21 protein-coding genes and 1 pseudogene are annotated in these 24,225 nt (G+C 75.0%); 11 read left to right on the top strand and 11 right to left on the bottom strand.

The genetic code is table 11. The features are described 5' to 3' along the window. Positions 1-4: 4 nt before the first annotated feature. A complete protein-coding gene (locus ACGF07_RS18725) occupies positions 5-1,315 on the bottom strand; it encodes a helix-turn-helix domain-containing protein (RefSeq protein ID WP_392900003.1) in 1,311 nt (436 codons plus the stop codon). A 264-nt stretch (positions 1,316-1,579) separates the two neighbouring features. On the opposite strand from ACGF07_RS18725, the gene ACGF07_RS18730 reads away from it, so the two are divergent. Continuing rightward, positions 1,580-1,990, top strand: a complete 411-nt coding sequence (locus ACGF07_RS18730) for a hypothetical protein (protein ID WP_392900005.1) — start codon at positions 1,580-1,582, stop codon at positions 1,988-1,990. Positions 1,991-2,043: 53 nt separating this feature from the next. On the opposite strand, the gene ACGF07_RS18735 is transcribed toward ACGF07_RS18730, so the two are convergent. Both ACGF07_RS18735 and ACGF07_RS18740 read right to left on the bottom strand, forming a co-directional pair. Beyond that, positions 2,044-2,511 carry a (2Fe-2S)-binding protein gene (locus tag ACGF07_RS18735; protein ID WP_350739707.1) on the bottom strand — a complete coding sequence of 156 codons (468 nt, stop codon included), beginning with the start codon at positions 2,509-2,511 and terminating at the stop codon, positions 2,044-2,046. 99 nt (positions 2,512-2,610) lie between these two features. Further along, a complete protein-coding gene (locus tag ACGF07_RS18740) occupies positions 2,611-4,668 on the bottom strand; it encodes a molybdopterin cofactor-binding domain-containing protein (RefSeq protein WP_392900008.1) in 2,058 nt (685 codons plus the stop codon). 811 nt (positions 4,669-5,479) lie between these two features. Here ACGF07_RS18740 and ACGF07_RS18745 point away from each other — a divergent pair. From ACGF07_RS18745 to ACGF07_RS18755, 3 genes are all read left to right on the top strand, one after another. Beyond that, entirely contained in the window at positions 5,480-6,760 is a 1,281-nt protein-coding gene (locus ACGF07_RS18745) for an MFS transporter (protein ID WP_350739713.1), read from the top strand. 97 nt (positions 6,761-6,857) lie between these two features. Beyond that, a complete protein-coding gene (locus ACGF07_RS18750; RefSeq protein WP_392900011.1) occupies positions 6,858-7,598 on the top strand; it encodes a Mut7-C RNAse domain-containing protein in 741 nt (246 codons plus the stop codon). 181 nt (positions 7,599-7,779) lie between these two features. Then, a complete protein-coding gene (locus ACGF07_RS18755; protein ID WP_392900014.1) occupies positions 7,780-8,199 on the top strand; it encodes a cupin domain-containing protein in 420 nt (139 codons plus the stop codon). Between the two features lie 16 nt (positions 8,200-8,215). Here ACGF07_RS18755 and ACGF07_RS18760 read toward each other — a convergent pair whose 3' ends face one another. Further along, positions 8,216-9,031 (bottom strand): hypothetical protein, encoded by an 816-nt coding sequence (locus tag ACGF07_RS18760; protein WP_392900017.1) that lies wholly within the window; start codon positions 9,029-9,031, stop codon positions 8,216-8,218. 131 nt (positions 9,032-9,162) lie between these two features. Here ACGF07_RS18760 and ACGF07_RS18765 point away from each other — a divergent pair, with 131 nt between their 5' ends. Continuing rightward, complete coding sequence (locus ACGF07_RS18765) at positions 9,163-9,648, top strand: inorganic diphosphatase (protein ID WP_350739737.1); 486 nt, start codon at positions 9,163-9,165, stop codon at positions 9,646-9,648. 227 nt (positions 9,649-9,875) lie between these two features. On the opposite strand, the gene ACGF07_RS18770 is transcribed toward ACGF07_RS18765, so the two are convergent. Further along, a complete protein-coding gene (locus tag ACGF07_RS18770; protein WP_392900020.1) occupies positions 9,876-11,216 on the bottom strand; it encodes a pyroglutamyl peptidase in 1,341 nt (446 codons plus the stop codon). Positions 11,217-11,306: 90 nt separating this feature from the next. Here ACGF07_RS18770 and ACGF07_RS18775 point away from each other — a divergent pair, with 90 nt between their 5' ends. Both ACGF07_RS18775 and ACGF07_RS18780 read left to right on the top strand, forming a co-directional pair. Continuing rightward, the gene (locus tag ACGF07_RS18775; protein ID WP_392900323.1) at positions 11,307-12,473 is read left to right on the top strand and encodes a cytochrome P450; all 1,167 of its coding nucleotides are present in this window, start codon (positions 11,307-11,309) and stop codon (positions 12,471-12,473) included. A gap of 149 nt (positions 12,474-12,622) precedes the next feature. Next, positions 12,623-13,174, top strand: a pseudogene (locus ACGF07_RS18780) (TerD family protein); the annotation flags it as partial. Positions 13,175-13,788: 614 nt separating this feature from the next. On the opposite strand, the gene ACGF07_RS18785 reads toward ACGF07_RS18780, so the two are convergent. Further along, positions 13,789-14,523: a C39 family peptidase gene (locus tag ACGF07_RS18785; RefSeq protein ID WP_392900023.1), complete on the bottom strand. Its 735-nt coding sequence runs from the start codon at positions 14,521-14,523 to the stop codon at positions 13,789-13,791. A 71-nt stretch (positions 14,524-14,594) separates the two neighbouring features. Further along, positions 14,595-15,215, bottom strand: a complete 621-nt coding sequence (locus ACGF07_RS18790) for a TetR/AcrR family transcriptional regulator (RefSeq protein WP_350745752.1) — start codon at positions 15,213-15,215, stop codon at positions 14,595-14,597. 164 nt (positions 15,216-15,379) lie between these two features. Here ACGF07_RS18790 and ACGF07_RS18795 point away from each other — a divergent pair, with 164 nt between their 5' ends. Continuing rightward, a complete protein-coding gene (locus ACGF07_RS18795) occupies positions 15,380-16,417 on the top strand; it encodes an aldo/keto reductase (RefSeq protein ID WP_392900325.1) in 1,038 nt (345 codons plus the stop codon). Positions 16,418-16,569: 152 nt separating this feature from the next. After that, positions 16,570-17,067, top strand: a complete 498-nt coding sequence (locus ACGF07_RS18800) for a Uma2 family endonuclease (protein ID WP_392900026.1) — start codon at positions 16,570-16,572, stop codon at positions 17,065-17,067. Positions 17,068-17,078: 11 nt separating this feature from the next. On the opposite strand, the gene ACGF07_RS18805 is transcribed toward ACGF07_RS18800, so the two are convergent. Then, complete coding sequence (locus ACGF07_RS18805; RefSeq protein ID WP_392900029.1) at positions 17,079-19,145, bottom strand: MDR family MFS transporter; 2,067 nt, start codon at positions 19,143-19,145, stop codon at positions 17,079-17,081. Positions 19,146-19,322: 177 nt separating this feature from the next. Here ACGF07_RS18805 and ACGF07_RS18810 point away from each other — a divergent pair, with 177 nt between their 5' ends. Beyond that, positions 19,323-20,861 (top strand): MFS transporter, encoded by a 1,539-nt coding sequence (locus ACGF07_RS18810; RefSeq protein WP_392900032.1) that lies wholly within the window; start codon positions 19,323-19,325, stop codon positions 20,859-20,861. Then, positions 20,858-21,499, top strand: coding sequence for a maleylpyruvate isomerase N-terminal domain-containing protein (locus ACGF07_RS18815; RefSeq protein ID WP_392900035.1), 642 nt, complete (start codon positions 20,858-20,860; stop codon positions 21,497-21,499). The genes ACGF07_RS18810 and ACGF07_RS18815 overlap by 4 nt, the downstream gene beginning before the upstream one ends. A 191-nt stretch (positions 21,500-21,690) precedes the next feature. Here ACGF07_RS18815 and ACGF07_RS18820 read toward each other — a convergent pair whose 3' ends face one another. From ACGF07_RS18820 to ACGF07_RS18830, 3 genes are all read right to left on the bottom strand, one after another. Then, positions 21,691-22,461, bottom strand: coding sequence for a hypothetical protein (locus ACGF07_RS18820; RefSeq protein WP_350745764.1), 771 nt, complete (start codon positions 22,459-22,461; stop codon positions 21,691-21,693). Positions 22,462-22,745: 284 nt separating this feature from the next. Further along, positions 22,746-23,753: a DUF1648 domain-containing protein gene (locus ACGF07_RS18825; RefSeq protein ID WP_392900038.1), complete on the bottom strand. Its 1,008-nt coding sequence runs from the start codon at positions 23,751-23,753 to the stop codon at positions 22,746-22,748. 14 nt (positions 23,754-23,767) lie between these two features. Then, positions 23,768-24,115: a GntR family transcriptional regulator gene (locus ACGF07_RS18830; protein WP_392900041.1), complete on the bottom strand. Its 348-nt coding sequence runs from the start codon at positions 24,113-24,115 to the stop codon at positions 23,768-23,770. Between the last annotated feature and the right edge of the window lie 110 nt (positions 24,116-24,225).

Below are 24,225 nucleotides of genomic sequence, written 5' to 3' on the forward strand. Positions count from 1 at the left end.
CGGTTCACCGCAGTACGGCGAGGACGGTCGCCCACTGGGAGGTGGTCCGGCCGGCGGCGACGCAGTGGCCGGTGTCGGTCGCGATCCGGTGCGCGGTGACCAGGCGGGAGGAGGCCGGCGGGAGCACCGGCAGGGCGGTCCAGCCGGTGCCGAACTCGGGAGCAGTACCGGAGTTGCTGCCGACCGTGCCCACCAGGAGGTCGCCCGGAACGCACGCGGCCGGGTTGGCCGCCGTGGTGAAGGCGGTGCCGCCGGCGTCGCCCGAGGCGCGGGTGACGGCCCGTACGGCGGTGACGCCCCGGAACTCGTCGACGCTGACGTGGTACTCGGCGGCGCGCGGGTAGTCCGCGCGGATCGAGTCGGCGGTGGTCAGCGCGGAGGCGTCGAAGGCGGCGAGGAGGAGCACCCGGTGCCGCAGCGAGTCGGTCACGTCGCCCAGGAGCTGGAAGCGGTCGCCGTGGCTGTCCGTGACCTTGACCGGGCCCGAGCAGGTGCCGGTGAGCATCATCGAGACGACCAGGGCGTCCCCTTGGGCGACCGCGACGCGCACGGGCAGCGTGACCCCCGTGCTGGAGGCGGACTGCTGGTCGCCGGCGGTCCGGGCGATCCAGGACCGGGGCGCGGTGTCCGGGCCCGGGTCCTCCGCCGCGGGCGTGGGCTGCGGATCGGGGGCGTACGGGCCCGTGGAGGGACAACCGCGCTCGGCGGGTTGCGCGGCGGGCGCGCGGATGGCGAGCAGGCCCAGGGTGCCGAGGACGCCGAGCACCAGGCCGAGGAGCAGGCTGAGCGCGTGGGTCCACAGCCGGCGGGGGCGCAGGTCCGGGTTCGGCGCGGCCGGGGGTGGCGGTTCCAGTGGTCCGGAGGGGCCTGCTGTGCCTGGTGGGCCTCCTGGGTTCGGTGGACCCGGTAGACCCGGCCGACCTGGTGCTCCCCAGGGCCGAGCTGCCTCCCGAGACCCCAGCGCCGGCGCCGGGGGTGGAGCCGGCTCCGGCGCCGCGGTCGGCGGCTCGGCGAGCGCGGACTCGCCGGGCGTCTCGCCGCCGACGGCCGCGGTCCAGCGGCGGTGCCACTCCTCCTCGTCGCCGCCGCACGCCTGGACGAAGGCCCTCGTGGTGGGCCACGAGGGGAGGCGTGAGCCGCAGGCCGCCTCGTAGAGCGTGGTGTGGGAGATCGACCCGGCCTTCTTGGCCATCGTGCGGAACGAGGGCTGGCCGGCCTCCAGTCGGAGGGTACGGAGCTCGCCCGCGAAGCGCTCGGCGGCGCTGGGTGCCGGCGGTTCCTGTCCCGGTCGCGGCTCCTGACCGTGCTGCGCCATGGCACCCCCTGTTGTCAGATGTCAGATCCCTTGGTGGCGCTGCTCTCTTGTCGGGTCCGGATCATAGCGGCGGGTGGCGGCGGTGATCGGGGATCCGTCGACTTCGGTCGAGAACAAGGCCGGTAAGCGTCGTTCGGCGGGGTGTCAGCTGTTGTCAGTTCCTGTCAGGCGGTACCGAACACCACCGGGGATCCGGTCAGCTGTGTCCGCCGCCGAGGTCAGCCCGGCGGCGCCAGGACGTTTCGACCGGACAGGAGACTCGGCATGGTCAAGGGCATCCTCAAGAAGATCGGGCGCCGGGGCGGCACCGCGGTGGCGGCGGTGGCGCTGGCGGGGGCCGGCATCGGCCTGTCGGCAGGCGATGCGAACGCCGTCGGCTGGTACTACCTCAACAACCACCCGACCAACCACGGGGTGGGCGTGTACTCGCAGCCGTACTCGTGGTCGGCCAAGACCACCGGCGACCTCAACTCGTTCTCCTGGTCCGGCGACGCGGTCAACATGGTGTGCTGGATCCGGGGCGAGGACATCAACAGCCAGGGCAACGTCTGGTACCGGGTGACGGCCGTGTACTCCGCCGGCTACGGCTACTGGTACGGGACGGGGTACGTCTACGGCGCCTACACGGACGGCAACTGGAACTACCACGTCCCGACCGTCCCCCCGTGCAGCTGAGCCGGCGCTGACCGGGTGTGCCCCGCCGGTTCGCCGGGCGGGGCACACCCGCGTCAGCCCGGGGTCCGTCCGGCAGCCGCCGCGCGCTTGATGGCCTCCCGGATGCGCGGGTAGCTGCCGCAGCGGCAGATGTTCTGGATCTCGTCGATGTCCGCGTCCGTTGGGTCGGGGGTGCGACGCAGCAGGGCGACGGCGGTCATGATCTGGCCCGGCTGGCAGAAGCCGCACTGGGCGACGTCGCAGTCGATCCAGGCCTCCTGCACCGGGTGCAGGACGTCGCCGTCGGCCAGGCCCTCGATGGTGGTGACGGTCCGGCCCTCGCAGTCCCTGACGGAGCGGGTGCAGGGCTGGAACTCCTGGCCGTCGAGGTGGCTGGTGCAGGCCCGGCACACGCCCACCCCGCAGCCGTACTTCGGGCCGGTGACGCCGAGCTTGTCGCGCAGGACCCAGAGCAGCGGCATGTCGTCCGGGGCGTCGACGGTGACGGGCTGCCCGTTGAGGACGAAGGTGTGGGTGGGCATGGGGAGTCGAGGTCCTCGGTTCGGTCGGCGGTGCTTCGGTCGGGAGGGACGGTTCGGCCCGGGGCACTTCGGTCCGGGGCGCTTCGGTCGGGGGCGGGTTCAGAAGTTGACGGGGAAGGAGCGCGGGCTGGTGCCGGTCGCGCGTGCGTAGGCGTTGGCGACGGCCGCGGAGGCCGCCGGGACGCCCAACTCGCCGGCGCCGCCCGGGGCCCCGCTCGGCGGCATGAGGTGGATCTCGACCACCGGCGGGGTGTGCCGCTGCCGGGCATAGTGGAAGTCGGCGTAACTCCCCTCCCGCACCGCGCCGTTGTCGATGTGGTTGCCGGCCTGGAGGATGACCGAGATGCCGTCGACCAGTGCACCGGTCAACTGGGCCTCCAGGCCACGGGGGTTGATGACCTGGCCGACATCGGCGGCGATCACCGCCTTGGTGACGCGCGGGTTGGCCCGGTCGGTGGCGTCCAGTTCGACCAGGTAGGCGACCCGGCCGCCGTTCTCGTCGTGGTAGCCGACGCCCTGGGCCCGGCCGGGGGGCATCGGACGGCCCCAGCCGCCGGCCTTGGCGACGGTGTCCAGGACGGCGCGCCCGGCGGCGTCGCGCAGTCGGGCGCGGCGGAAGGCGACCTCGTCCTGACCCAACCGGCGGGCGAGTTCGTCCATCATGATCTCGTCGGCGACCCGGACCGTGCCGGAGTAGACGGAGCGCCAGCTGCCGGTGTGCACGGCCAGCGGGACCTCGGCGAGCAACTGGGTGGGGATGCCCACGTCGTACGGGTTCTTCTCGGTGAGCAGGAAGAAGGCCTGGGCGAGGCTGAGGCCGGCCAGTGAGAGGTCGAACCCGGCGCCGGTGAGCGCCTCGCCGAGGCCGTGCGAGAGGTCGGTCCGGACGGTGGCGGCCCGGTGCTCCCAGGTGAGGACCTGGCCCAGGCCGTAGGTGGCGCGGATCCGGTGGTGGCTGGCGGGCCGCATCCGGCCGTGGCGCATGTCGTCGTTGCGGGTCCACATGAGTTTGACCGGGCGGCCGGCGGCCTTGGAGATCCGGGCGGCCTCCAGGGCCGCGTCGAAGAACAGCCGGCGCCCGAAGGAGCCGCCGCCGCGCACGACGTGGACGGTGACGGTGTCCTGCGGCAGGCCGAGGTCGGCGGCGATGGTCTGCTGGGCGATGATCGGGCTCTGCGCGGCGAACCACAGGTCGGCGCGGCCCGGCCGGACGTCGGCGACGGCGGTCAGCACCTCCATCGGGGCGTGGTTGACGAAGGCGAAGTCGAACTCGCCGTCCAGGTAAGGGGTGAGCAGCGGCGGGAGGAGGAACGGCGCGTGGGCGGCGCGCAGCCGGGCCTGGATGTCGGCGGTGGACAGGTCCGCCACCGGGCCCGGGTTCCAGGCGGTGCGCAGGGCGTCGCGGGCCTTGAGCGCCTGGTCGAAGGTCTCGGCGAGCACGGCGACACCGCTGGGGATCTGCACCACGGCGAGCACCCCGGGCATGGCGCGGGCGGCGGAGGCGTCCAGGGACTTGAGGGTGCCGTTGATGGTGGTCGGGCGGGCGACCACGGTGGGCACGGCGCCCGGGATCCGGAGGTCCCCGGCGTACTGGGCCCGTCCGGTGACGATGTCGCGGGCGTCGATCCGGCCGGTGGGCCGGCCGACCAGGCGCCGCTGGTCGGCCGGTTTGGGCGTGCCGGGCACGGCGGGCACGGCGATGGCGGCGGCCTCGGCGGCGAGTTCGCCGTAGCCGAGGCGGCGGCCGTCGGGGGCGAGGACGGCGGAGTCGGCGGTGCGCAGGGTGGCCGCGGGAACGTTCCAGCGGCCGGCGGCGGCGGTCACCAGCCGGGCGCGGGCGGCGGCGGCCGCGGCGCGCACCGGATCGTAGAGCGAGCGCACCGAGTTGGATCCGCCGGTCAGCTGGTTGAAGAGCAGCTCGGGCCGGCCGTCGGAGAGCGGGACGTCGACGTCGGTGAGCCGGGCGTCGAGTTCCTCGGCGACCAGCATGGCGATCGCGGTGGTGAGGCCCTGGCCGACCTCCAGCCGGGGCAGGTGCAGCGCGGCACGACCGGCGGGGGTGATCTCCAGTACCAGCAGGTGCGCGGTCGGCAGCCCGGCGAGGATCATCGCGTCGCCCAGGTCGAGGACGTCCGGGATGCCCGGCAGGCCGAGCAACTGCGGTGCCGCTGCGGCGTCCTGGGCGGCTGCGGCAGCGGCGGCAGCGGTGCTCGCGGTGGACGGTGCGGTGGCCTGCGCGGCGGCGGGGGCGGCGGCGTCCAGGCCGAGCCGGGCGGCGACGGTGAGGGTCGGGGCGGCCAGCAGGTAGGTGAGGAACCGGCGCCGGCCGGTGGACCCGGACGCGGCGGCGCGGTCCGATCCGCCGGTGTGGTCGGCGGTGCCGGTGGGCGCGCTGGAGGTGCTGATGGGAGGGACCCTTCGAGCCGGAGACGGCGCCGGATCGGGCGGGCACCGACGGCCCCGGCCCCGGTGCCGGATCGCGAACGCCGATGAGCATAGGAGGGCGTTACTGACGGGTCAACACGGCAATCTTGGCCCCTGGCAGGGGTGGTGGAGCCGCCCGGCCCGCCGCTGACCGTGGGAGCCGGACGGGGCGGAGCGGGTACGGACGGCGCTTCGGCCGTGCGGGTGGGGCCCGTCCCGCCGCGGTGAACCGGCGCTGCGGGCCGACCTCTGCTCGTCGTACGAGGGTTCACGGATCGCCCGGCGGTGCGGTGGCGGCTCCGGAAGTGGCCCAGGATAACTCGAGATCACTGGACCTTTCGGACGGTCCACTCGCACCCTAGGCTGGGTTTCCGGACGCCGGGAGCCCACGGACAGTGGTTGTGAACACCGGACTCGCGCGCCGCCGACGGCGCGGCCGGGCCCGTCCCGGCCCGTCATGCCGCCGGTCGTCCGGTCGGCGGTTCCCGGTTGCCCGGGTGAACCGTCGGGCCGGCCGCCAGTCCATCCGCCCGTGAGGAGAGAAGTGCCGAACAGGAGAGCCGCGTCGAGCCGCGGTGCCACCGCCCGGTCCGCCCTGCTGCCGCCCGCCGGACCGCAACGGACCCTCGCCGCCGCCCAGTTGGCGAGCGCCGTGGGCGACGGTGCGTACTACACCTGCTCCGCGCTCTACTTCACCCGCGTGGTCGGCATGTCGCCCACCGCCCTCGGCGCCGGCCTCGCCGTCGCCTGGGCGCTCGGCTCGCTCGCCGGGGTCCCGCTCGGCCACCTCGCCGACCGCAGGGGCCCGCGCCGTACGGCGGTGGCACTCGCACTCGGCACCGCGGCCGTCGTCGCCGCGTTCCTGGTGATCCGCTCCTACGGGCCGTTCCTGCTCGCCGTGTGCCTCTACGCCACCGCACAGTCCGGGCTCACCGCGGCCCGGCAGGCGCTGGTCGCCGGCCTCGTACCGCGCGCCGAACGGACCGGGCTGCTCGCCCACCTGCAGTCCACCCTCAACGGCGGGCTGGCGGTCGGCGCCGCCATCGGCGGCATCGCGCTCACCCTCGGCACCAGGACCGCCTACCTCGGGGCCTTCGCCGTGACCGCGCTCGGCCTCCTGGCCGGCGCGGTGATCCTCCACCGGCTGCCCGAAGTCCCGCCCGCCGCGGCCGAACCCGGCACCGGAGCGCGCCTGGCCGTGCTGCGGGACCGGCGCTACGCCGCCGTCACCCTGGTCAATACCGTGCTGCTGCTGCGGATGCCGCTGCTCAGCCTGGTGCTGCCGCTGTGGATCGCCGAGCGCGCGCCGGGGATCGGCTGGCTCGGCTCGGCGCTGTTCGTGCTCAACACCGTGGCGGTGCTGGCCTTCCAGGTCCGGGCGGCGCGCGACGTCACCGGGCTGGACTCGGCGGTGAAGGCGGTCCGCTCGGCCGGGGTGCTGCTGCTCGCCTCCTGCGCGGTGTGCGGGCTGTCCGCGCTGGACGTCCCGGTGTGGGCGGTCGGCGCGCTGCTGGCGGTCGCGGCCGTGCTGCAGGTCGCGGGCGAGATGCGGCAGTCGGCCGGCTCCTGGCAGCTCGGATTCGACCTGGCCCCGCCGGAACGGATCGGCCAGTACCAGGGCTTCTTCGGCACCGGCGTGGCCGTCGCCCGCACCGCCGGGCCGCTGCTGCTGACCACCCTGCTGCTGGACGGCGGCCTCGCGGGCTGGCTGGTCCTCGGCGCGGTCTTCCTCGCCGCCGGGCTCGCGATGGGGCCGGTCGCCCGCTGGGCGGCGAGCGACCGCCCGCCCCTGCCCGCCGCCCCGGCGCTCGCGGCCCAGGGGTGACCGGGCGACCGGGCGCGCGGCACGGACGAAGCGGCAGGAGAGCCGGCCAACCGGAAAGCGCTGGCCCCCGCCCGCCACGCGCTGGCATGCTGACCGCGTGGACAGACCCCTGATCTGGCTCGACTTCGCCCCGGAGCTGCACCTGTTCGTCTCCGCGCCCCGGCGGGCCGGCCGCACCCAGCTGCACACCGACGGCACCTCCACCCTCGGCCACGTCGTCGAATCGCTGGGCGTCCCGCTCACCGAGGTCGGCGCCCTGCTGGTGGACGGACGGCCCGTCCCGGACTCGCACGTCCCGGCCGACGGCGAACACGTCACCGTCGAGGCCGTGCCCAGGCCGCAGCCCTCGGCCGCCCCGCCGCGCTTCCTGCTGGACGTCCACCTCGGCACCCTCGCCCGCCGACTGCGGCTGCTCGGCGTCGACGCCGCCTACGAGAACCCCGACATCGGCGACGCCGCCCTGGCCGCCCGCTCCGCGGCCGAGCAGCGCATCATGCTCTCCCGCGACCGCGGCCTGCTGCGCCGCCGCGAACTGTGGGCCGGTGCCTACGTCTACAGCCACCGCCCCGCCGATCAACTGCGCGACGTGCTCTCGCGCTTCGCGCCGCCGCTCGTCCCCTGGAGCCGCTGCACCACCTGCAACGGCGCGCTGCGGACCGCGACCAAGACCTCGGTGCGCGAACAGCTCCGGGACGGCACCGAGCGCTCCTACGACGCCTTCGCCCAGTGCGAGGAGTGCGGGCAGGCCTACTGGCGGGGCGCCCACCACGCGCGGCTGGAGGCCATCGTCACCGACGCCGTGCGCGAGTTCGGAGGGGTGCCGGACCGGGCCTACTAGCCGCGGGCCGGTGCCGTGGGCCGGTGGGTCCGGCGGCGCCGGGTCTGGCGGCCTGCCGGGCGGCCGTGGTCTCATCGGCGGTGGGGGATGAGCCCAGGAACGCCGTCACCGCTCCCGTGCTCCCGTCGTGGCCCGGCACGGGAAACGCGGGAGGACGCGGGAAGAGAGGCCGGGTCGTCGGATGAGCAACCAGCCGGTGCACCAACCCTTCGCCACCGCCGCGGTCGACGCCGCCCCCGTGGTGACCGCCCCGGACGGCGCCGAGGTCCGGCCGCTGCTCGTCCTGGACGGGTCGGGCAGCCTCGCTGCCTTCCACCTCGCCCCCGGGCAGGTCACCCGCGCGGTCTCGCACGCCACCGTCCAGGAGCTGTGGCAGGTCACCGCGGGCAGCGGCGAGCTGTGGCGGCGCCAGGACGGCCGCGAGCAGACCGTCCGCCTGGTGCCCGGGACGGCCGTGTCGATACCGCTGGGCACCGCCTTCCAGTTCCGGGCCGACGCCGACGGCCCGTTGCGGATCACGGCCGTCACCATGCCGCCCTGGCCCGGTACGGACACCGAGGCGCGGCCCGAGGACGGCCCCTGGGCGGCGACCGCCGGGTGAGGGCCGGAAGGCGGCCCTACGGCGCGTGCAGACCGAGGGTCCAGGCGTGGGTGGTGTAGTCGCCCATGCGGGTCGGATGGCGTTCGACGAGCGTCACGGCCAGGCCCTCGGCGGTCCGGCGCAGCGTCCCGGTGAAGCGGTGCCGCTCCTCCGCGGCCAGCGGGCGGAGCTCGGCCAGCACGGCGTCGTCCAGCCCCCGCCCGACGGCGCGGAGCACTCCCGCGTCCAGGACCAGCAGGGTGCCGTCCGGCAGCACCAGGGGCGCCGGGGCCTGCGGGTCGGCGAGCAGCGGGCCGCGCTCGATCCGCCCACCGGGCAGCAGTCGCACCACCCGGCTCCCGGTGGGGTGGCGGCGGTCCGTCTCGACCACCCGCAGCCCGCTGCCGACCACGTAGTGGCCGTAGCTGCGCCAGGAGTCGACGACGGTGCCGTCCCGGTCGTGGGCCCAGGTGGCGAAGGTGCCGTAGCCCTCCAGCCCGAGCACGAAGCGGCCCCCGCCCAGCGCCGCTGCGCGTTCGCCGCGCAACTCGGCGACCGGGGAGCCGTCGGCGAGGTCCAGCAGCAGGGCCGGGCCGAGGTGGCCCCAGGCGGTGTACTCGAAGGAGTCGGTGGTGACCAGCACCCGACCGGAGGAGACGTGCGCCGCGTTCGGCCGCCCAGGGCAGGGCTGCCGCCAGCGGACCCGGCCGGTGGTGTCCACGCAGCTGACCTCACCGTCCTGGCCGTGCACCTCCCACCCGTCCCGCCGCGCCAGCGGCCCCTCCGGGCGGCCCTGCGGACGCCCGCCGTGCTCGCGTCGGTGGTCGGTGACCGTGACCCGCCAGGTTCCCATGCGCCGGATGGTACCGGCCGGCCCCGAACAGCGGAGGACGTTCCGGCGGGTGCCCCCGGCGCCGGGACGGCGGACAATCTCCCCAGGATGCCGAGCAGGAGGCCACGGTGGAGTTCCCGGAGTTCGAGGTCATGATCGAGGTCCCCCAGGGGTCCCGGAACAAGTACGTGATGGATTTCGACGCGGGCCGCATCCGCCTCGACCGCACCCTCTTCACGGCCACCCGCTACCCCAACGACTACGGGTACGTCGAGGGCACCCTCGGCGGCGACGGCGAACCCCTCGACGCCCTGGTCCTCGGGGGCGAGCCGGCCGTCCCCGGCTGCGTGCTGACCTGCCGTGCGGTCGGCATGTGGGTGATGCGGGACGAGCGCGGCCCGGACCAGAAGGTGCTGTGCGTCCCGGCCCGCGACCCGCGCTACGCGGCCCTGCGGGACGTCGGCGACCTCCGGGAGTTCGACCTGCTGGAGATCACCCACTTCTTCCAGGTGTACAAGGACCTCGAGCGCGGCAAGTCGGTCGAGGGCTCGCACTGGGCGGGGCGGGAGGCGGCGTACGCGGAGATCGCGGAGTCCCGCGCCCGTGCGGCGGGGACCCGGTTCGCCCACCCGGCGTAAGGCGAGCGCGGGCTGCCGGGGCCGGACGGGCGCGAGGGCCGGGCGCCGAGGGAGCGAGCGCGGCGCGAGGGCCGGGCGGGGCGGGAGCGGGCGCGCGCGATCCGTGCCCGCCGCCTGCCGGTTCCGGGCGGCCGCCCCCGTCGGAACGGTTCCTCTCCCGCTGTTCCCGCCCCAGTGGGCCGTCTCTCCGCCCCCCCGGGCTCCGGCCCGCGCGCGGCGCCCGGCGGTCAGAGCCGGGCGCTGCGCAGGATGGCGCCGACCTGGTCGGAGATCGCGGCCTCGTTCTGCTCGAACTCCGGCGAGGTGACCTGGGCTTCGTCGGCCGGGAGGCCGGTGAGGACCGGGGTGTGCAGGTGGCCGCCGGGCAGGTCGGGGGCGAGGTCGAGGCGGAGGCGGTTGGAGCGGTAGGCGACCTCGTTGGAGAGGTAGCCTCCGCCGCCGCCGGCGACGGCCCGGGAGCCGGGGGTGGGCCCGTCGTCGCGGGTGACGGGGGTGCTGGAGCCTTCGGGGATCTCCGTGACGGGCGTGTTGAGCTCGACCGGGTAGGGCTGTTGGACGGCCGTCATCGCGTCGGTGGGCAGGGTGGTGCGGATGAACTGGGGCCCGTCGGCCAGGCCCGGGGCGTCGACCGGGTGGGTGCTGGTGCCGCCGGAGAGGGCGCCCACGTTGTCGGTGGCCGGGTCGGCGGAGCGGGCGCGGCCGGCCCAGGCCTCCAGGGTGAACAGGCCGGGGTAGCCCTGGCTGATGCTGGTGATCAGGTCGGCCGCCTGGGGGCCGGGCACCAGGTGCGGGCCGAAGGCGCGTTCCACGATGCCGCCGTCGAAGTCGCCGTAGCGCACCGGTAGGACGACGGCGCGGACCTCGGCGGTGCTGCCGTCGGCGAGGGTGATCCGCCGGCCGTGCAGCTGCAGGACGGCCGCACCGGACGGGTTGGCGCGGCGCGGTTCGGTGTCCAGGCCGTACGGGTCGAAGCCGCTGACGAAGATCCGCCGGATGCCCGGGTCGCCGGTGAACCCGTCGTCCAGGCCTCGCGAGGTGTCCTCGAAGCGGGCCCGCAGGTCGGCGTGGTCGACGTCGAACGTGGGTTGCCAGCGGGCGAGTTGGACGGTCATGGCGAGCCTGGCCCAGTACAGCGGGCGGTCGTCGCGGGCGGGCAGCGCGCCGCACGGTCGGCGGCCCTGGGCGCGGTCGACACCGGCCTGCCAGAGCGCCCGGCCCCAGGCCGCCACCACCCGCTCGGCGCGGTGGGCGTTGCGGGCGGAGCAGAGCGCGGCGGGGAAGCCCGCCAGCAGGTCGTCGAAGCCGGAGTGCTCGGTGAAGGCGGCGGTCCGGCCGTCCTGGAGGCGGGTCTGCTCGGCGTCCAGGGCGGCCGTGGTGACGCTCCGGCAGCCGGCCCGCTCGGCCTGGGCGGTCGCCGGCACCAGCAGGCCGGCGAGCGTCCCGGCGAGGGCGGCGGCCAGGGCGGCGGCGCGGCCGACGGTCTGTCCGACGGTGCGAGGGGCGGGGTGCCCGGCCCGGCGGGCGGCACGTCCGGCGGCGCGGGTGGAGGCACGGCGAAGCTGTGTCATGTCCACCGACAATAGGTCGCGGGCTGACGCCCCGCCAGAGCGCCTGCCGCGCGACCGTAGGGTGGGCGGGTGACACCCACCGACCCGACCATGACGTCCCTGCTCACCGACCCGTACGGCACCTACGCCGAGTTGCGCGCCGAGACGCCCGTCCGGCGGATCGTCGGGCCGGACGGCCTGCCCTTCTGGCTGGTGACCCGTTACGCGGACGTCCGCCAGGCGCTCGCCGACCCGGCGCTCGCCCTCGACAAGGCGCACGCCGCTCCCGGGAACTACCGGGGCCTCTCGCTGCCGCCCGCACTGGACGCCAACCTCCTCAACATGGACCCGCCGGACCACACCCGGATTCGCCGCCTCGTCTCCCAGGCCTTCACCCCGCGCCGGATCGGCTCCCTGCGCGCGCCGATCGAGCGGGTGGCCGAGCGACTCCTGGACGCCGTCGAGCCGTTGGGCCGCACCGACCTGCTGGCGAACTACGCCGCGCCGCTGCCGATCGCCGTCATCTGCGACCTGCTCGGTGTCCCGGAGGACGACCGGCGGGACTTCCGCGCCTGGACGGCGGACACCCTGATCACCCCGGACCCGGCCCGCCCCGAGCAGGCCCGTGCCGCCGTCGCCTCGATGCTCGGATTCCTCGCCGGCCTGATCGAGCGCAAGCGCGCCGAACCCGCCGACGACCTCCTCTCGGACCTGATCGCCGTCCGGGACGAACAGGACCGCCTGAGCGAGGACGAGCTGACCTCGCTCGCCTTCCTGATCCTCTTCGCCGGCTACGAGAACACCGTCCACCTGATCGCCAACGCCGTCCTGGCCCTGCTCACCCACCCCGACCAGCTCGCCGCCCTGCGCGCCGAACCGGAGCTGATCGCCGGCGCCGTCGAGGAGTTCGCCCGCTACGACGGACCCGCGCCGCTGGCCATCCGCCGCTTCCCGCGCGAGGACGTGACCATCGGCGAGGTCACCGTCCCGGCCGGGGAGACGGTGCTGCTCTCGCTCGCCTCCGCCAACCGCGACCCCGAGCAGTTCACCGACCCGGACCGGCTCGACCTGCGGCGCCGCGAGAACGGCCACCTCGCCCTCGGCCACGGAATCCACTACTGCCTGGGCGCCCCGCTGGCCCGGCTGGAGACCTCCGTGGCGCTGACCGCGCTGCTGCGCCGCTTCCCCGGACTCGCCCTGGACGCGCCGGCCGGCCAGCTGCGCCACCGGCCCGCCCTGCGGGCCCGCGGGCTGCTGGAACTCCCGGTCCGGTACTGACCCGGACACCCGCGGGGCACCCGCGAGCCGCTGACGCGGTCCTGACGCGGTCCTGACGCGGTTCCGACGTGGAGGGTGGGAACCGGCGTGACATCTACAGCGTTGTCGTGGTCGGACAGCGTGATTCGGACGGTGGTGGAGGGAACCCCATGAGTGTGGCCCTGACGAAGGGCGGCAACGTCTCCCTGGGCAAGCAGGCCCCCGGGCTGCGAGTGGTCCGGGTGGGCCTCGGCTGGACCGTCGGCGACGGGTACGACCTCGACGCCAGCGCGCTGCTCTGCGGCGCCTCCGGGAAGGTCCTCACGGACCAGCACTTCGTCTTCTTCAACAACCTGCAGAGTCCGGACGGCTCCGTCCGGCACCAGGGCGGCAGCGGCGGTGGCGACGACCGGGAGCGGATCGAGGTCCGGCTCGCGGACGTCGCCGCCGACGTGGAGAAGATCGTCTTCGCGGTGGCGATCTACGACGCGGCGCAGCGGCGACAGGCCTTCGGGCAGGTCCGCGGCGCGTACATCCGGCTCACCGACGCGGACGGCGGCGCCGAGGTGGCCCGCTACGACGTGCGGCCGGAGGCCGGCAGCGAGACCGCGATGGTGTTCGGCGAGCTCTACCGGCACGGTGCGGACTGGAAGTTCCGCGCCGTCGGGCAGGGGTACGCCGCGGGCCTCGCGGGCATCGCGACGGACTTCGGCGTCGACGTCCTCCAGCCCGCGCCCGCCGCCGCTCCGGCGCCCGCCCCGGCTCCCGCTCCCCTCCCCGCGGTGCCGCCGGCCCCCGCCGTGTCGCCCGCCGTTCCGAAGACCCAGCCAGCAACAGGGAGTTCACCCGTGACGTGTTTCTTCGACCCCTCGCACGGCTACGGCTCGACCGCCGTGCTGTGGCAGCCGCAGTGGGGCGTGCCGCGCCAGGTCGAGGCGTGCGGCGCCTGCGCCCAGCGGGTCCAGACCACCGTCCCGCCGTTCTACACCCCGCAGCAGGCCGGCTACCCGCAGCAGGGCGGCTACCCGCAGCCCGTTCAGCAGGGCCACCCCCAGGTGCCCGGCCAGCACGAGCAGGGCCGGCGCTTCGGCACCGGCGCGCTGATCGGCGCGGGTGCGGCGGGGCTGGTCGGCGGGGTGCTGCTCAACGAGGCGCTGAGCGACGACGCGCCCGAGGTGGTCGTCAACAACTACTACGAGGACGACGACTTCTTCTAAACCGTCCGGAGGCGAGCGCGCCGGTGCGGGCCGCGGGGGTGCCCCGCGGCCCGCACCGCTGTCCGGCCGGTCGACGGGTGCGGTCCGCCGGCGGCCGACCGCCGGTTGCGTCCCGGTGGTCAGTCGACGACGACCGCCATGTGGCCGTAGGTGGCGTAGCCGTTCTCGAAGTCCTTCTCGGAGACCGTCGTGCGGCCGCGGGCGGGGTCGTTGAGCGACACCCTGCCGTTGCTGAAACCGGTGACGACGACGGTGTGTTCGGCGGGCCCGGCGTACGGGACGCTCCGTCCGTCGTAGGCCGTGTAGGTGGTCGTCGCGAGGTGACGCCACAGGTAGTCCACCCAGACGATCGCCGGGTGGCCGGCCGCCAGGTGCTCCTTGAGCGTCGCCGTGGGGAGGTCCTGGCCGTCCTCCAGCACGGTGAGCCCGTAGCCGCGGGCGGCCTTCGCCACCGGCGGATGGTAGACGCCGAACCCGGTGCCGTCCTCCTCCGAGCCGTCCGGGTCGCCGACGAAGGCCTCGAAGGGGTCGCCGGACAGCGGGCCGGAGTGGCCGAACTCGGGGTGCGCCAGGTCGACGCCGATCCGGTCCAGCACCTCCTGGTCGTCCGTGGTCACACCCCGCGCGGCCAGGACCATGCGCAGTGCGGCGGCCTCGCAGTCGTCGTTGAGCTGCTGGCTGTAGTAGGGGACGCTCGCGGCGGTCGGCGTGGCCGCGGTGGCCGCGGTGGCCGCCGTGACCGCGTCGGCCGGGGTGGCGGTGGCGCCCACGGCGGGGCCGGCGCCGGCCGAGAGGACCAGGCCGGCCAGCGCGGCGAGCCAGGGCAGGCGCGCACGTGGTGAAGTGATCGTCATGGCCATGAAGCTACGAACGTTCGTCGCGCTCCGCAGCCGGGGGACCGCGATCAGGTGACGGGGCGTGAGCTCTACCGCCGGTACGCCCCGGCCCGGGCGGCCGCCTCGGCGGCGGCCGCGGCGCGGTCCGCGGCAGGTTCGTCCAGTGGCTCGGCGGTGGTGAGCATCCGGTAGTAGAGCGGCGCCGAGACGGCCCGGATCACCTCCGACGGGTCGGTTCCCGGCGGGAGCTCCCCGCGCTCGACCGCCTCGGCGACGCACGGCGCCCACTCCTCGACCCGGCGCCGGTAGAACAGCCGCAGGGCTTCGGCCGTCCCCGGATCGCCGTCGGCCGCCGCGATCACCGCCCGGAACAGCGCGCCCTGCCGGGGGTCGGCGAGGGTGCGCTGGACGAGCCGGGCGTTGGCCCGCAGGTCCTCGCCGAGCGTGCCGCTGCGGGTGCGCGGCAGCGACTGCTCGGCCATGTCGGTGAGCAGGTCGGCGACCAGGGCGGTGGTGCTGCCCCAGCGGCGGTAGACGGTGGTCCGGCCGACTCCGGCCCGCTGGGCGATGTCGCCGAGGTCGAGTCCGCCGAAGCCGTGCTCGACGAGGGCGTCCTCGGCGGCCCGGAGGACGGCGGCGCGGACACGGGCGGTGCGGCCGCCGGGGCGGAGCGTGCCGGGGGTGGAGGTCTCGACGGGCTCGGCAACCATTAACGGGAATCCTGTTCCATTAGCTGGCAGAGGTCTGCTACGTTCGAGGCATCCTAACGGAATGGGAGTCCCATTAGGGGCTTCGAGGGGAGAAGACCGTCATGGCCACCACTGCCACCACCGACACTGGCGCGCGCAGCACCGCCACCACGCCCGCCGCCGACATGGAGTACCGCCGACTCGGCGCCTCCGGACTCAAGGTCCCCGCGCTGAGCCTCGGCACCGGCACCTTCGGCGGCCGGGGCCCGCTGTTCGGCGCCTGGGGCACCACCGACGTCCAGGAGGCCCGCCGCCTGCTCGACATCGCCCTGGACGCCGGAGTCACCCTCTTCGACACCGCCGACGTCTACTCCGACGGCGCCTCCGAGGAGGTGCTCGGCCAGGCCGTGCGCGGCCGGCGCGACCAGGTGCTGATCTCCACCAAGGCCGGACTGCCCCTCGGCGACGGCCCCCAGGACGCCGGTACCTCCCGAGCCCGGCTCATCCGAGCCGTCGACGACTCGCTGCGCCGTCTCGGCACCACCTACCTGGACCTCTTCCAGCTGCACGCCTACGACGCCGGCACCCCGATCGAGGAGGTCCTGGCCACCCTGGAGGAGCTGGTCCGCGCGGGCAAGATCCGCTACACCGGCGTGTCCAACTTCTCCGGCTGGCAGCTGATGAAGTCCCTCGCCCTCGCCGACCGCCACGGCCGCCCCCGGTACGCCGCCCACCAGGTCTACTACTCCCTCGTCGGCCGCGACTACGAGTGGGAGCTGATGCCGCTCGCCCAGGAGGAGGGCGTCGGCGCCCTGGTGTGGAGCCCGCTCGGCTGGGGCCGCCTCACCGGCCGGATCCGGCGCGGCCACCCGCTGCCGGCCGGCAGCCGGCTGCACGACACCGCCGACTACGGCCCGCCGGTCGAGGACGACCTGCTCCACCGGGTGGTCGACGCGCTGGACGGGATCGCCGCCGAGACCGGCCGCACCGTCCCCCAGGTGGCGATCAACTGGCTGCTGCGCCGCCCGACCGTCTCCTCGGTCATCATCGGCGCCCGCAACGAGGAGCAGCTCCGGCAGAACCTCGGCGCGGTCGGCTGGTCCCTGACGGAGGACCAGGTGGCCCGCCTGGACGCGGCCAGCGCCCGCACCGCCCCGTACCCGTACTTCCCCTACCGCCGCCAGGAGGCCTTCGCCCGCCTCAACCCCCCGCTCGCCGGCTGAACCCCGGGCCCCGCCACACCGGCCGGCGGCTGCCGCCCCCGGCGGTACCCGTCAACCGCCGCCGCGCCGCCCCTCCTCCGGGCGGTGCGGCGGCGGATCAGCCCTCCGGCGGCCCGGAGTGGGGGAGCATCGGGTGAGAGAGGAGACGCGTCGTGAGTACAGCCCCCCGGGCCCCTGGCGACTACAGCACCGTCAGTGACCCCGAGCTGTCGTCGTCCTGGGCGAACGAGTCCGCCGCCGAGGTCGTCCGCCGGCAGCTCGCTCCCCGTCTCGACCAGCTCGGCCTGGTGGCCGGCTCCGGCGACCTGGACCTGCCCGGCAGCGAGAACTGGTACGTCCCGGACCTGGCCGTCGTCCCCGCCGACCTCGCCGCGAAGACCGAGGGCGCGCTGCTGCCGGACCAGACCCTCCTGATCGTCGAGGTCACTTCCCCGTCCGGTGCGGAGACCGACCGCCTCGTCAAGCGCCGCCGCTACGGCCAGTACGGCGCTCCGCTCCACCTGCTCATCGACCGCCAGAACCGCACCTGCACACTGTGCAGCGAACCGACCCGTCCGGGCTACGCGGTGGAGAGCGGCCCGCACGCCTTCGGCACGCCGGTCCGGCTGCCGGCGCCCTTCGACCTCCGGCTCGACACCACCCGGCTGTAGCCGGCGGCCCGTCAGGAGCGTGCCGGTTCCTTGGGGCGGGCGTGCGCCGGGAGGCCGTTGGTGAGGTCCTCGACCAGGAGCCGCCAGGCGATGGCGTCGGCCGCGGTGCGCAGTCGGGGGCTGCGGGGGCGGCCGGCGTCGGCGTCGAGGCGGGCGTTGAGCCAGCCGGACCAGGCGCGGCCGAGGGCCTGCACCTCGCGGGTGCCGGCCTCGGTGTGGGTGAGCCGGTCGCCGTCGCGGATCAGGTAGCCCTCGGCGGCCATCCGGTCGAAGACCGGCTCCAGCACCTCGGGCGGCACCCGCTTGCGGGCGGCGATCAGGTCCAGCGAGGCGTACCCGACGGCCTTGGTGTGGCCGGCCACCTCCATCAGCGCCCAGGCGCCGGCCAGGTCCACCCGGGTGTCGGCGTCGCCGACGATGGTCCGTACCGTGTCCAGGTCGACACCGCGCACGAGCGTGCAGACGGCGTACTCCAGGTGCGGGTCGGAGTCGCTGGTCGTCGGCTGGGCGAAGCCCTCGCCCATGTCGGTGGAGCCGGCCCGGGTGGTGTCGCGCAGGGGCACCTGCTTGAGGAAGAGCGCGACCACGAAGCCGACCACGGCCACCGGGATCGTCCACAGGTACACCGTGTGCAGGGCGTCGGAGTACCCCTGGACGATCGGCGCGGCCTGCGCGGCGGGCAGCTGGTGCAGGCCCTGCGGGCTTTCGGCGGCCCGGGCGAGGGAGGCCGGGTCGGCGCCGGTGAGCCGGGCGGCGGAGGCGATGCCGTCGGCCAGGTCGTTCTTGAGGCTGTTGGCGTAGATGGTGCCGAACACCGCGGTGCCGAAGGAACTGCCGATGGTGCGGAAGAAGGTCACCCCGGAGGTGGCGGTGCCGAGGTCCGCGTAGTCGACGGTGTTCTGCACGGCGATGGTCAGCACCTGCATGCTCAGCCCGATGCCGACACCGAGCACGAACATGTAGAGCGAGGCCAGCGCGGTGCTGGTGCCGGGCTCCAACCGGGAGAGCAGGTACAGGCCGACGGCCATCACCAGGGTGCCGGCGATCGGGAACATCCGGTACCGGCCGGTCCTGCTGACCACGTTGCCGCTGGCGATGGAGGCGATCAGCAGGCCGATCACCATCGGCAGCATCCGCACGCCGGAGACCGTCGCCGAGTCACCGTCCACGTACTGCAGGAACGTCGGCAGGAAGGTGAGCGCGCCGAGCATCGCGAACCCGACGATGAAGCTGAGCACCGAGCAGACCGCGAACACCGGGTTGCGGAACAGCCGCATCGGCAGCATCGGTTGGGCCGCCCGGGTCTCCGCCCAGCAGAACAGCCCGAGCGCCACCGCACCGCCGGCGAAAAGGCCGGTGATCACGCCGGAGTCCCAGGCGTACTGGTTGCCGCCCCAACTGGTCGCCAGGATCAGGGCGCTGGCGCCGACCGCGACCAGCGCGATGCCCAGGTAGTCGATCACCGGCCGCACCGCCGCCCGCACTGACGGGATGGTCCGGGCGGCGGCCGCCACCACCACGACGGCGATCGGCACGTTGACGTAGAACGCCCAGCGCCAGGACAGGTGGTCGGTGAACAGCCCGCCCAGCAGCGGCCCGATCACCGTCGCCAGGCCGAACACGGCGCCGATCGCGCCCTGGTACTTGCCGCGCTCCCGCAGCGGGATGACGTCGGCGATCAACGCCATGGCCGTCACCATCAGACCGCCCGCACCGATGCCCTGGAGGGCCCGCCAGGCGATCAGCAGGGTCATGTTCGTGGCCAGGCCGCACAGGAACGAGCCGGTGATGAAGACGATCGCCGAGAGCTGGAACAGCAGCTTGCGCCCGTACAGGTCGCCGAACTTGCCGGCCAGCACGGTGGCGACCGTCTCGGCCAGCAGGTAGGACGTCACCACCCAGGACATGTGCGCGGCCCCGCCGAGGTCCGCGACGATGGTGGGCAGCGCGGTGCCGACGATGGTCTGGTCCAGGGCGGCCAGCAGCATGCCGAGCATGATGGTGGCGAAGACGACGTTCCGCTGCCGTACGTCGAGCACCGGCGGGGCGGAGGGCTGGGTCTCGGTGGCGACAGTCATGCGGCCAGCCTCGGGCGGGTCCGGGCCGGTCGCGATCCGGTTCGGCTGTTCGGGTGAGGGAGGCCCGGCCCGGGGGCCCGGTGGCGGTGGCGATCGGGCCGGGTGACGATGGGCCGGAGCCGAGGGCGTGTCCGACTGCCCGGCACGCCGGCCCCCGGACACCGGGAAGGGGCTCCCATGACCACCCAGTCCCCCCGCGACGCGGGGAAGCCCGAGCGACACGGCGCCTCCGCCGTGGGCGGACGGGCCGATGAACGGCGCTGGCGGGCGCTCACCGTGTGCCTGGTCGCCGGGTTCATGACCCTGCTGGACGTCAGCATCGTCAACGTCGCCCTGCCGACCGTCCGGGCCGGGCTGCACATGTCCGACAGCGGCCTGCAGTGGGTGCTCAGCGGCTACGCGCTCGCCTTCGGCCTGGTGCTCGTCCCGGCCGGGCGGCTCGGCGACGCCCGCAGCCGGCGGGCCGTCTTCCTCACCGGGCTCGCCCTGTTCACCCTGGCCAGCGCCCTCGCCGGGGCGGCGCAGAACCAGGAGTGGCTGGTGCTCGCCCGGCTGTTCCAGGGCGCGGCGGGCGGCGTGCTGGTGCCGCAGGTGTCCGGCTTCATCCAGACCCTGTTCCAGGGCGCCGAGCGCGGCCGGGCCTTCGGAGCGCTCGGGGCGACCATTGGGCTGTCCACCGCCGTCGGGCCGCTGCTCGGCGGGCTGCTGATCCACCTGTTCGGCCCGGAGAACGGCTGGCGCTGGGTGTTCCTGGTCAACCTGCCGATCGGCGCGGTCGCGCTCCCGGTCGCCTACCGGCTGCTCCCGCCGCCCCGCCCGGCCGCCGAACGGGCCGGACACCGCGACTTCGACCCGCTCGGCGTGGTACTGCTCGGCGCCGGGACGGTCGCGCTGCTGCTGCCCTTCGTCCAGCAGCAGCAGTGGCACAGCCCGGACCGCTGGCTGCTGCTGCCGCTGGCGGCGGTGCTGCTGGCGGCCTTCGTCGGCTGGGAGCGGCACTACGCGCGCCGGCACGAACCCCTGGTGAGCATGGCGCTGTTCGCGGTGCGCCCGTACGCGGCGGGCGTGATGCTGTCGCTGGTGTACTTCGCCGGGTTCACCGCGATCTTCTTCATCTTCACGCTCTACCTCCAGGCGGGCCTGCACTACTCGGCATTGACGGCGGGCCTGGCGATCACTCCGTTCGCGGTCGGCTCCGGCGTGTCGGCCGCGGTGGGCGGGCGCCTGGTGGGCCGGCTCGGGCGGCGGCTGGTGGTGCTGGGACTGGTGCTGGTGCTCGTCGGCCTGCTGGCCTCGGCCCTGGCGGTGCAGCTGTGGTCGGGCCCGTCGGTGGGCTGGACGACGCTCGGACCGCTGCTGGTCGCGGGGGCGGGCAGCGGCCTGGTGATCACCCCGAACCAGACGCTCACCCTGCAACGGGTCCCGGTGGCCCGGGCGGGCAGCGCCGGTGGCGTGCTGCAGACGGCGCAGCGGGTCGGCTCGGCGGTCGGGATCGCGGTGGTCGGCTCGGTCTTCTTCGCCCACGTCGGCGGCCGCCGCCCGGACTGGGCGCTGGCCTTCCAGCTGGGGGTCGCGGTGGCGGCGGGCCTGGTCCTGCTGGCCCTGCTGGTGGCGACGGTGGACGAGGTGGCGAACCGGCGGGCGGCCCAGGTGCCGTCCGGCAGCGCCGGGACCGGGGTTTCCGACGGCCGCGGCGGCGGTAGGCCGGGGTCGTGACGAATCCCCGAGTGGACTTCCTGGCCGCGGCCCGGGCAACCGAGTCGTTGCTGCGTCGGGCGGAGGTGGCCGAGGCCTGGGACCGGCCGAGCGCCCTGCCCGAGTGGAGCGTCGGCGGCCTGGCCGGGCACCTGGCCTACCAGGTGCTGTGCGTGCCGGAGGTCCTGGCGGCCCCGGCACCGGCGGAGGCCACGGTCGCCCTGCTGGAGCACTACCGGCGCTCGGAGTGGGTCGGCACCGGGCTGGACGCCGGCATCAACGTGCGGATCCGGCGGGGCGGCGAGCTGGTCGCCGCCCCCGGACCGGCCGCGCTGAGCCGCCGCCTCGCGGAGGCACTCGGCACCATGGACGCCCTCCTCGCGTCAGCGACCGCGGACCGGCCGGTCCGGTTGCCGTTCTGGGGCCCGTGGTCGTTGACGTTCGACGACCTGCTGGCCACCCGGACGATGGAGCTGGCCGTGCACGGCGACGACCTGGCGATCAGCGCGGGCGTCCCGACGCCCGAACTGCCGCCGGAGACGACCGAGTCCGTGATCTCCCTGCTGACCCGGCTGGCGGTCCGGCGGCACGGCGCGGTGGGCGTGCTGCGGGCGCTCAGCCGGGCCGAGCGGGCGCCGGGCAGCATCGCGGCGTTCTGACCGTCCGTGGTCGCGGCGCCGGACCACCGCGACCGCGAGCACCACCGAGCCGAGCGACCGGAGCGCGTGCATCGCAAGGCGGAGGAGGGGGCCTTTCGGCGGGAGGCTGGGGGAGCGTCCATGCGGTGGGGGCACCTCCCGGCCGGAGGCTGGGGGAGCGTCGGCCCGCGGGCGGGGTTCGCAGACGGGCCCTAACCTTCGGGCTGGACCTCCGGAGCGCCAAGCGGGAAGCCCTCGGACCGGAGCGGCTCCGCCTGGTGCGGGAGCGCCCCCGTGCCGGTCCGTCCGCTCCGCCCGGCCGCCAGCTCCACCGCCGCGCCGATCCAGGCCGCACCGAAGGCCCAGGTCGCCACCCACTCGCTCAGGTACATCGGCTGCACCGCCCAGTCGTCACCGAACCCGACCAGCCCGCACAGCACGGCCGCTCCCAGGGCAACCAGGATCAGCACCCCCGCCGCCAGGTAGGCCGTGCCGACCCCGGCCGGCTGCGCCGAGCGCGGATTGCGGAAGGAGAAGAGGCAGAACAGCGCCAGCATCACGAACAGCAGCGAGGCGAAGACCAGGTGGAAGGCCCCGACCACGCGCTGCACCTCCGTCGGGCTCCCCGGCGTCGTCGGGCACAGCGCGACCCCGAGCGCGAACACCCCGGCCGCCGTGCTCCACCGGTCGTCCCGCCGGTCGAAGCGGTAGCAGATCAGGAACACCCCGAGCGCGCACAGGGCCCCGACGAAGAGGTTCCGCGTGCTGGTGTAGTACGAGCCGCTCATCGTGGCCGGCCAGAAGCCGTCCGTGGCGCGCCCCATGACCTCGTCCGTCAGCCAGTCGCCGAGCGGCAGGGCCGGCGGCAGCAGGATGCCGATCGCCCCGACGCCGAAGCGCAGGAAGGTGACGGTCCGTTCGTCCTGGGTGTCGTGCCGCTGGGGGGAGTCGGGAATTCTCTCGCTGCGCAGGTCGTCGCTCACGGACGCCTCCTCGCCTACCGTACGGGCAGCCTCACCCGCGGATCCTCCGGCCGCTGGGGGTTCACGTGGGGGCGGTGTCGAGGGGCGCCACCGCACGGAAGCGGCCGTGAACTGGTGTACCCGCGCGGAGGCGTGGTCCACCGCCGGATCAGGTGGTTTACGGCGGAGCGGAGTTGACTTCGACCCGGTCGGGGCCCCTGACGCGCCAGGTTCCTCACGCGCCAGGTTCCTCACGCGTCAGGGCCTTCCCGCGTCAGGGCCTTCCCGTGTCAGGTCCTCCCGGGTCAGGGCCTTCCGGCGTCCGCCCGGTCGGCGAGGGCGTTGAGCAGGGCCGCCCCGCGCTCGGCGTCGTCGATGCTGACCGCGAACTCGGCGCCCGCGCGGGTGCGGACGACCAGGCAGCCGCCGCTGCGGAGCATCACCGTGGTGCCCAGGCGGTTCACCCGGTAGCCGAAGCCGCCCGCCTGGGCGGCGGTGCGCTGTTCGGCGCGTGCCGACTCGATCTCGGCGGGGGACCAGCTCCGCCGGGGCCAGCCCAACGGGCCGAAACCGACGACCAGCCCCTTCGCCGTCACCCGGGCCCGCACGGAGGAGACCACTCCGATGCCGAGGGCGAGGGCGGCGAGCGGCAGGAGCAGCATCCAGTGCGGGTCGGTCAGTCCGGTGCCGGAGGCCACCGCCGTACCCACGGCGCCGAGGCCGAGGAGGGCGGCGGTCAGCTGGAGCGCCGGGTTGGCGGCCCAGGAGAGCCAGACCACCCGCTCGACGTCCGGGAGGTCCATCACCGGCTCCCGCGCCGCGGGCCCGGCGCCGGCGAGGGCGCTCCCGGGCCGCCTGGTCGCGAGGCAGGCGAGCGCCGACGCCAGGGCGGTCAGGGCCATGACGACGGCCACCCAGAGGTTCGCCGAGTCGGCGTCCTGCCAGTGGGAGCGGCCCAGGTTGGCATGGACGATCGACGCCTGCGCCCCGATCAGCAGCACCCCGCCGCCCGCGAGCAGCGCGGCGGGCAGCCCGGAGGCGGAGCCGCCCCAGTAGCGACGGGTGACCACGGCGGCGAGCACCAGGGCCAGCCACACGCCGGCCGGGAACAGGGCCGCCGACGTCACCGACATCGATCCGTCCGGCCGGCTCCCGTTCCAGTGCGTGGCCACCGGGTCCGGCAGCCGGTCGCGCGCCACCAGCGGCATCGTGACGAGCAGCGCCAGCACGCCGAGCGCCCAGGCCGCCCCCGCCCAGGCCGCCCCCGCCCGGACCGCGCCCGGCCGGGGCGTCGTCGCCGGTCCCGTTCCCACGGGCTCCGAATCGTTCACGGCATCCCCCTGATCAGATCCACGAGATCGTTCCTGCTGTAGCCGACCCGGGCCGCTTCGGCGATCAACTGCCGTACGCGGTCGACGAGTTCGGCTCGCTGTCCGGCATCCTCCGCGACCGTGATGCCACGGCCCCGGCGGAACTCCAGCACCCCCTCGTCGCGCAGGGCGCGCAGCCCGCGCAGCACGGTGTTGGTGTTCACCCCGAGGGCCCGGGAGAGCTCCCGGGCGGGCGGCAGTCTGTCGCCGGGGGCGCACTCGCCCTCGGCGACGGCACGTCGGATCGCACCCGCCACCTGCTCGTGCAGGGGGCGGGCGTCACCAAGGTCCAGCTTCAGCAACATGGTGCTACTGACGTTAGCACCATGGCGCTCCGGTGGCGATGCCCGCCCCCAGCGGCCGCGGTGTCCCGCTCAAGCCCCCGTGCTCGGCCGTCGGATCGTCAGTACTGCTG

This window comes from Kitasatospora sp. NPDC048194 (assembly GCF_043202455.1).
GTDB lineage: Bacteria > Actinomycetota > Actinomycetes > Streptomycetales > Streptomycetaceae > Kitasatospora.

Coding starts and splice junctions, on each gene's coding strand:
- ACGF07_RS18735 (WP_350739707.1), bottom strand. CDS start 2,511: ATGCCCACCCACACCTTCGTCCTCAACGGGCAGCCCGTCACCGTCGAC.
- ACGF07_RS18730 (WP_392900005.1), top strand. CDS start 1,580: ATGGTCAAGGGCATCCTCAAGAAGATCGGGCGCCGGGGCGGCACCGCG.
- ACGF07_RS18775 (WP_392900323.1), top strand. CDS start 11,307: ATGACGTCCCTGCTCACCGACCCGTACGGCACCTACGCCGAGTTGCGC.
- ACGF07_RS18725 (WP_392900003.1), bottom strand. CDS start 1,315: ATGGCGCAGCACGGTCAGGAGCCGCGACCGGGACAGGAACCGCCGGCA.
- ACGF07_RS18790 (WP_350745752.1), bottom strand. CDS start 15,215: ATGGTTGCCGAGCCCGTCGAGACCTCCACCCCCGGCACGCTCCGCCCC.
- ACGF07_RS18765 (WP_350739737.1), top strand. CDS start 9,163: ATGATCGAGGTCCCCCAGGGGTCCCGGAACAAGTACGTGATGGATTTC.
- ACGF07_RS18755 (WP_392900014.1), top strand. CDS start 7,780: ATGAGCAACCAGCCGGTGCACCAACCCTTCGCCACCGCCGCGGTCGAC.
- ACGF07_RS18795 (WP_392900325.1), top strand. CDS start 15,380: ATGGAGTACCGCCGACTCGGCGCCTCCGGACTCAAGGTCCCCGCGCTG.
- ACGF07_RS18830 (WP_392900041.1), bottom strand. CDS start 24,115: ATGTTGCTGAAGCTGGACCTTGGTGACGCCCGCCCCCTGCACGAGCAG.
- ACGF07_RS18810 (WP_392900032.1), top strand. CDS start 19,323: ATGACCACCCAGTCCCCCCGCGACGCGGGGAAGCCCGAGCGACACGGC.
- ACGF07_RS18785 (WP_392900023.1), bottom strand. CDS start 14,523: ATGACGATCACTTCACCACGTGCGCGCCTGCCCTGGCTCGCCGCGCTG.
- ACGF07_RS18805 (WP_392900029.1), bottom strand. CDS start 19,145: ATGACTGTCGCCACCGAGACCCAGCCCTCCGCCCCGCCGGTGCTCGAC.
- ACGF07_RS18770 (WP_392900020.1), bottom strand. CDS start 11,216: ATGACACAGCTTCGCCGTGCCTCCACCCGCGCCGCCGGACGTGCCGCC.
- ACGF07_RS18760 (WP_392900017.1), bottom strand. CDS start 9,031: ATGGGAACCTGGCGGGTCACGGTCACCGACCACCGACGCGAGCACGGC.